This window comes from Nocardia sp. NPDC002869 (assembly GCF_046764065.1).
Classification (GTDB): Bacteria; Actinomycetota; Actinomycetes; order Mycobacteriales; family Mycobacteriaceae; genus Nocardia; species Nocardia rhamnosiphila.
The window spans coordinates 1-6,768 of the sequence record NZ_JBKOOL010000234.1 but is presented as its reverse complement, the minus strand read 5'-3'; the positions used below and the strand labels follow the sequence as shown (position 1 = coordinate 6,768).

Annotated in this window: 6 protein-coding genes and 1 pseudogene; 3 read left to right on the top strand and 4 right to left on the bottom strand. The window is 69.5% G+C overall.

The window, feature by feature from the left end; genetic code table 11:
* Positions 1-46: 46 nt before the first annotated feature.
* On the bottom strand, positions 47-352 hold the full coding sequence (locus tag ACLML9_RS26975) for a hypothetical protein (protein WP_036513657.1): 306 nt from the start codon (positions 350-352) through the stop codon (positions 47-49).
* Positions 353-566: 214 nt separating this feature from the next.
* Here ACLML9_RS26975 and ACLML9_RS26970 point away from each other — a divergent pair, with 214 nt between their 5' ends.
* Entirely contained in the window at positions 567-1,799 is a 1,233-nt protein-coding gene (locus tag ACLML9_RS26970) for an XRE family transcriptional regulator (RefSeq protein ID WP_411948145.1), read from the top strand.
* 340 nt (positions 1,800-2,139) lie between these two features.
* Here ACLML9_RS26970 and ACLML9_RS26965 read toward each other — a convergent pair whose 3' ends face one another.
* Positions 2,140-2,667: a M15 family metallopeptidase gene (locus tag ACLML9_RS26965; RefSeq protein ID WP_411948144.1), complete on the bottom strand. Its 528-nt coding sequence runs from the start codon at positions 2,665-2,667 to the stop codon at positions 2,140-2,142.
* 138 nt (positions 2,668-2,805) lie between these two features.
* Entirely contained in the window at positions 2,806-3,402 is a 597-nt protein-coding gene (locus ACLML9_RS26960; RefSeq protein ID WP_411948143.1) for an aldolase/citrate lyase family protein, read from the bottom strand.
* Positions 3,403-3,508: 106 nt separating this feature from the next.
* On the opposite strand from ACLML9_RS26960, the gene ACLML9_RS26955 reads away from it, so the two are divergent.
* Both ACLML9_RS26955 and ACLML9_RS26950 read left to right on the top strand, forming a co-directional pair.
* Positions 3,509-4,003, top strand: a complete 495-nt coding sequence (locus ACLML9_RS26955; protein WP_411948142.1) for a DUF1269 domain-containing protein — start codon at positions 3,509-3,511, stop codon at positions 4,001-4,003.
* A 118-nt stretch (positions 4,004-4,121) separates the two neighbouring features.
* Positions 4,122-4,659, top strand: a pseudogene (locus ACLML9_RS26950) (hypothetical protein).
* A 621-nt stretch (positions 4,660-5,280) separates the two neighbouring features.
* On the opposite strand, the gene ACLML9_RS26945 reads toward ACLML9_RS26950, so the two are convergent.
* A complete protein-coding gene (locus tag ACLML9_RS26945) occupies positions 5,281-6,165 on the bottom strand; it encodes an SDR family oxidoreductase (protein WP_411948141.1) in 885 nt (294 codons plus the stop codon).
* Positions 6,166-6,768 lie beyond the last annotated feature (603 nt).

The following is a 6,768-nucleotide window of genomic DNA, read 5'->3' as shown; positions in this document are numbered from 1 at the left end:
CGGCTTCGGGCGCTGAGGGGGTACGCCGGGCCGCCGGGTCCTCGGTTCAGCCGGCCACCGACCAGATGCGGGCGGCGGCGTCACTGGCCAGTTTCGCGATGAGCAGTTCGCGTGGGATCGTCTGGCCGGTGAGGTGATCGAGCGAGGGGACCACCACGTGATGGGCGTCCGCCCGCTGGAGTTCCCGGGTCAGTTCGGCGAACGCCGTCCCGTCGCCGGGACGCGATTCGTGGAACGTCGCGGCGAAGCACAGTCCTCGGGCCTCGGCCAGCTCACGTAGCGCGGCCTCCATATCGTCACCGTCGCCCGCGGCCAGATCGTCGCGTAAATACCCGTATACCAACGCTTCCACCCGAACCTCCTGAATCCTTCCCCACACGGGGGCGGGGAACCATTTCCTGCTCCGGGATCTCCTCCCCGCATTCGCGGGGGTGTTGCTTGAACCGACACGGAGCCGGTCCCATTCGAGCATGACCGACCCGTGACAATGGCAGAAGAGGTCATGCGGGGGACATCTGGATGCCCTCTGGGGTCCACGGAAAGTTTGCTGGTGCAATACTGGCCGCGTGACTGCTGCTGAAGATCGTCCGCTGTGGGCCATCCGGATGCGCTCGGAACGCGATGCGCGTGGGTGGTCACAGGCGGACGCCGTCCGCGCCCTGCGCGCCAAGTCGTCCCACAATCTCCCGACCGACAGCACCCTCCTGCGCAATTGGCGGCGTTGGGAATCCGGCGAATCACGACCCGACGATTTCTACGCGCCCCTCATCGCGTCGGCCTTCGATTCGGTGGCCGCCGCGTTCTTCCCGAAGGCCCGGCCGAGCCGCGACGACGAATTGCTCACCGCCACCGGGATGGACACGCTCGAATTCATGGGACGCCTTCGGATGTCCGATATTTCGACGGCCACCCTGGACGCGGTGCGGATCACCGCGCAGCGGCTGTGCTGCGACTACGCCTCCACCGATCCGCACGAACTACATCTCGAGGCCGCGGGCTGGCTGCGCCGGATCGCCGCGCTGCTCGACAGCCGGCTCACCCTGGCCCAGCACAAAGAGGTCCTGGAGCTGGCCGGCTGGGTGGCCCTGCTGCTCGGCTGTCTCGAATACGATCTCGGCCGGCGCAGCAGCGCCGAGGCCACCCGGCGGGCGGCCCGGTCGCTGGGCCAAGAGGCCGGGCATGCCGAGATCATCGGCTGGAGTTCGGAACTGGCGGCTTGGTTCGCCCTGACCCAGGGCAATCATCGCGGGGTGATCCAGGCGGCCGAGGCGGTTCCGGCCGAATGCGCGGCCAGCGGGGTCGGTGTGCAGCTGGCGGCCCAGCGGGCGAAGGCGTGGGCGCGGCTGGGCGATCGCACGGCCGTGGACGCGGCGCTGGCCGAGGGCCGCACCCTGCTGAACCGGCTCGGCCACCCCGACGATCTCGACAATCATTTCGTCGTGGATCCGCAGAAGTTCGACTTCTACGCCATGGACTGCTCCCGGGTCGTCGGCGACGATGCGCGCGCCGAGATGTACGCGCAGGCGGTACTGGCCGACTCGGTCGCCCTGGACGGTTCGGTGCGCAATCCGATGCGGGTCGCCGAAGCCCACCTCACCCTCGCCGTGGTCGCCGCGCGCGGCCGCGATCTGGAACTGGCGGTGGCCCACGGGCGGCGGGCGTTCGAGGCGAGACGGCGGTCCCTGCCCTCGCTCCTGTGCATCGGCAGCGAGGTGGCGCAGGAACTGATAAACAACTTTCCGGGCGACCCGCGGACCCGCGCCTTCCTGGACGAGCTCCGGTCGCTGTCGGGCGTCTGAATCCACCTCGGCTGCGCCGGAGCCGGCGCACGGGGGCGGCGGACCGTCACGCACGGCAGCCCGGGGGCCACCGGCCCGGCGCAGGGTCACTCGGGAACCCGGATCCGATACGACCCTCGGCCGCGGGTCTCTCCGGCTACCGAGGCGCGCCGGACGGACGGGCTACCCGGCTCGGTAATCCGGCACTGGTGGCCGAGGGATCAGCACGGTCCACGGACCGGCACCGCCACGGCTCACCGGTGCGCCGCCTCCGCAACCCGGGCCGGGCCGACGGTCTCGGACGGGCGGACGATCCGGAATGCCGCCCTTCGTCGTCCTGATGGCCGCGTGGCTCACACGGCTACCGATGGGCAGCATCCGGCACCCGCGGCGGACACGGCGTACCGGGCAAGGTTTGTAACTCGAAGTGCCACCATTCGTTGTCGAAGGTCCGGCACAGCCCCCAGCGGTTGCCGTTGGCCTCCAGCCAGGCGGCGCCCTCCCGGGGCGCGATATCGACGGCCCGGCCGGTCACATGGGTGGATTCCTCCGGGGGCAGCACCCAGCGCCGGGTTTCCTCCGGGCTGCCGTAGGTGCGCAGCCCCTCCTCCCACATCGCCCGCTGCTCCTCGGGCGAGCGGTAGCCCGAGTTGATCGTCATCGGCACACCATGGGCATGTGCCTCCTGTTCGGCCATGGTGTAGGCCAGGGCCAGCAGCGGGTCCAGGCCCTCGGTGCCCGCCGCCGCCACCTCGGTGAGCGGCGGGACCGGGAACGCGGGCGCGGCGGTGGCGGGCGCGGCGCCCAGTACCAGTCCGGTGGCCGCGGCGGCCAGGATCGCGGCCGTCACACCGGGGCGACGGGGCAGGACGCGCGCGGAGTCGATCATGGCGACGATCCTATCGGCGACACCCCACCGCTTCTGATGAAATATGGACTGAGCTGCGCAAACGTGACCTCGCAGCCATGTTCCTGTCATCTGTCGCCCGGCCGGATCCATGCGGCGTCGAACCCTGCCGCACTCCGTTCAACGCACCGACCGCAACCTTGCGAATGTCTTCATCAGCACCTGCGTGAGGTTGATGACCACCAGGCCCGCGCCCGAATCGAACGCCGCGGCGGCCCGCTGCTCGCTCGAGACGATATCGAGCCGGATCCGCTCGTGAGCGGCGACGGCCGCGTGGACCTTCTCGATCTCGGCCGGTACGGCCGGGTCGGCCGGACCGTGCGTGCCCATGGACACCGCGAGATCGGCCGGGCCGACCATCACCCCGTCGATCCCGGGGGTCGCCACGCTCACCGCCGGGTGGCGACAGCCCGCCGTGGATCCGACCATGGCGATGACGAGCGTTTCCCGCGCATCGGCGGCGAGGTGGTCGGCCGCGGTCCGCGTCCCGTACCGGCCCGCCCGGCCGTAGGTCGCGAAACCGCGGTCGCGGCGGCCCTCGAGGCGGTCGTGCCGAACGCGGTACACCCGCCCGGAATCGGAACTCGAGGCCGTACCGTTGGCAGAGTTGCCGAGGGAGCGAGCGGGTTCGGGCCGGGCAGGTGAGGTGCCCACGATGATGTCTGCCGCGGTGGCGGCACATGGGTTCGCGATGGCGGCGTATCGGTTGTCGGTCACCGGCGCCCGGTGACCGGTTCCTCACCCGTAGCGGGTGAGGAACCGGCGTGCGACCGGCCCTAGGGTCGATCCGGAAGCGTACTCACCCTTGATGAAGGAGCCGGAGATGGCCGGTACGTTGACCGTCTGGAAGTTCCCCACCGCCACCGCCACCGGCGCCGATACCGCCGTATCGACCTTGGATGATCTGCAACGCCGCGAGTTGATCACCGTGCAGGACGCGGCCGTGGTCAGCTGGCCGGCGGACGCGAAGAAACCCAAGACCCGCCAGCTGCACAGCCTGGCCGGGCTCGGTGCGCTGGGCGGCGCGTTCTGGGGCCTGCTGTTCGGGTTGTTGTTCTTCATCCCCCTGATCGGCGCCGCGATGGGTGCGGGTCTGGGCGCGATGTCGGGGTCGCTGGCCGATATCGGTATCGACGACGACTTCATCAAGAAGGTGCGCGACAAGCTCACCCCCGGCACCTCGGCGCTGTTCGCGTTGACTTCCGATGCCACGATGGACCGGGTGCACGAGGCGTTCCACGGCCAGTCGGCGGAGCTGGTCTCCACCAACCTGTCCCATGAGCAGGAAGCCAAGTTGCGCGAGGTCTTCGCCGACTGATCTCCGGCTCCCGCCCCGCAGGAGTGCCTGTGAACGCTTATCCACCGATTGCCGGGCACGGGATCGTGGGCGGGCCGCAGACCGCGGCGCCGGTGTCCTCGGCCGCGACGATCCGGTGATGGATTCCGACCTGACCACTGTGCTGCACGGGCCGCTGTTCTCCCGCCGGACTCCACTGGACCGCGATAACGCCGCCAGCCGGATCAGCGCCTACATCTACGGCAACATCCTCGTGCTCACCGCCCTTGTCCCCGTCGTCACCGCCGAGAAACACCTCGGGCATCCTCCTCGTGGCCGGCACCGCCGTCTCCACCTTCCTGGCCCACAGTTTCGCCGAAACGGTCGCCCGCACCGTCCGCGAACAACACACCGCCACCGTCGCCGACCGGGTCCGTGCACTCCGCAATTCGGTACCGATCCTCACCTCCGCGGTGCTGCCCTGCGCCGTCCTCGCCGCCGGCTGGCTGGGCTGGCTCCCACCCCGGACCGCGCAGATCCTCGCCGAACTGGTCATCCTCGTGCGTATCGGCGGGATCGTCTTCGTCATCGGCAGACTCCGCGGCCGGCATCCCACCCGTGCCACCGTGATCACCGCGCTGCTGCTCACCCTCGCCGCCGCCCTCGTCGTGATCGTCAAAATCGCGCTGACCCATTGAGGCCGCCCCCACGCGACCCGCCGACACCGCAGCCCCTCGGCCTTGTGCGCTTGCGGCGGAACGCCTTCGACGGCAGCACCGGCGAGGTGGGCGCGAAACCCGGCAGCGGTCACGGGGAGCGCATCGAGCCGGGACGGTGGACACGGGCAGTCCGTAACCATGAACAGCAGTGACCTCGCCCGTATCGTTCACGAGGTTCTTCGCGCCGTCACCCGCGGCGAACCGGATGTCACGACGCCGGCGGCCTCGCTGACCGAACTGGGACTCGACGCGCTCTCCGACGGCACCGTGCTCGGTGTGCTCTTCGCCGCGACGCGGCAGGAACGCCAGTTCACCCCCGAAGAGATCGCGCTGCTCTCGGCTCTGGCCGACCACGCCTCGGCGGTGTTGCAGACCGCGAACATCCTCACGCAACTCCGGGAGTCGCAGGACCGCACTGCAGGTTCTTGTCCGCGAAGGTCTCGGTCGCGCTCACGAATACGGCGAGTTCCGTGGCGCCGGCAGCCAACGCCCTGTCGAGCCCGCGGCGATTCGGACCGCGACCATCCGCCTCGACGCCTACCGGACCGGCGAGGCCTGAGATACGCACCGGCGGGCCACCGGCTCACCCGGCAGTCTGCCCTAATTGTCCACGCTGAGCGCCTGGGTGCGGGCGCTCAGCGAACGGCCGAGCTCGCTCACCTCCGCGTCCATCTCGGGCAGCCAGGTCCGGGTGGCCGTACCGACGAATCGCTCGACCAGCGGAGTCTGCAGCACCGGTTTCAGCCAGCGCAGCGCGCCCGCCCACCCGGGCACATTGATCCGCTCGGCACGCCGCTCCATGCCCCGTTCGAAGGCGGCCGCGCACTCCCGCACCGTGACGGTTTTCTGGAACAGGGCCGGCAACGAGGCGAGCGCCCGCGCGGCCGCCGGCAGATCGGTGAACGTCTCCCGCACCAGCGCGGTGTCGATCCACAACATATGCGCCGACCCGACCGCGACGCCACGGTAGCCGACCTCCGCTCGCACAGCATTGGCGAACTGCTCCACTCCGGCTTTCGTCGCGGAGTAACCCGCCAGCCCGGGCATCGCTACGTAGGCGGCGACCGAGGATACGAACAGCACGTAGCCGCGACGTTCGATGACCGCGGGCAGGGCGGCGCGCACGGTATTGAAACATCCGACGAGGTTCACGTCGATCACCCGCCGGAAGGCAGCGGGGTCCACCGCCAGGACCGATCCGTAGCTGCCGATACCGGCGTTGGCCACCACGATATCGATTCCGCCGAACCTTTCGACGCCCCGCGCGACCGCGGCCTCCATCGCAGCCAGATCGCACACATCGGCGGTGACCGCCACGACGTACTCGTCGCCGCCCAGTTCCATGGCGAGCTCCCGCAGTGGGGGCGGATCGATATCGGTGAGCACCAGCCGCGCACCGCGCGCCCGCAGCCGCCGGGCGAGCTCCGCACCGATACCGCGGGCGCCGCCGGTGATGAGTACGACCTTTCCGGTGAAGGCGGTCATGACGTTGAAGGTTAGACCGGTCGGCCCGGTTCCGGAAGGGTTCGACCGCCGATTTCAGCGCCTGTGAGCGTGCTGTTATCCGGACGCCGGGTTCTGCCCGCCCCGGCCCGAATCGTGACCCGACCATCCGGCCGCGGGACATGGTGTCGACATCCCGCGCCGCGCGGACCATGGCCGTGTAGCCGGACGGGTCCCATCCGAAGCGTTCCGCGCCGACGCGCATGACACCGGACAGCAGCTCCACCGTGAGAGGCACGTCGCGGAAAATCTACAGTGAGAACTGTAGACATTCGCGAGCATGTGAGGTAGCTTCTGTGTCGTTGGTAGCGAAGGAAGTATCCATACGGCACGGGAGATGATGAACTGCCCGTGAAGTAAGACCGGCGGGCGCGGCCACGGGGCCAGTGAGCACGAAGGCCCTGCCGCCCGCCGGGCAGCACGATGAAGTTGCCCGGAAGAGTGAAATGAGGAGAAGGGAGGCGTTGCCCGTCGGGTCACCCACGAAGATCTGTGGTTCGGGTGATCGCCGACGTTTCGGTTACATGTCGGAAGACGAAGTAATTCCCCCTTTCAGTGCCCCGGCGCCAGCGGCGCCGGGGCACT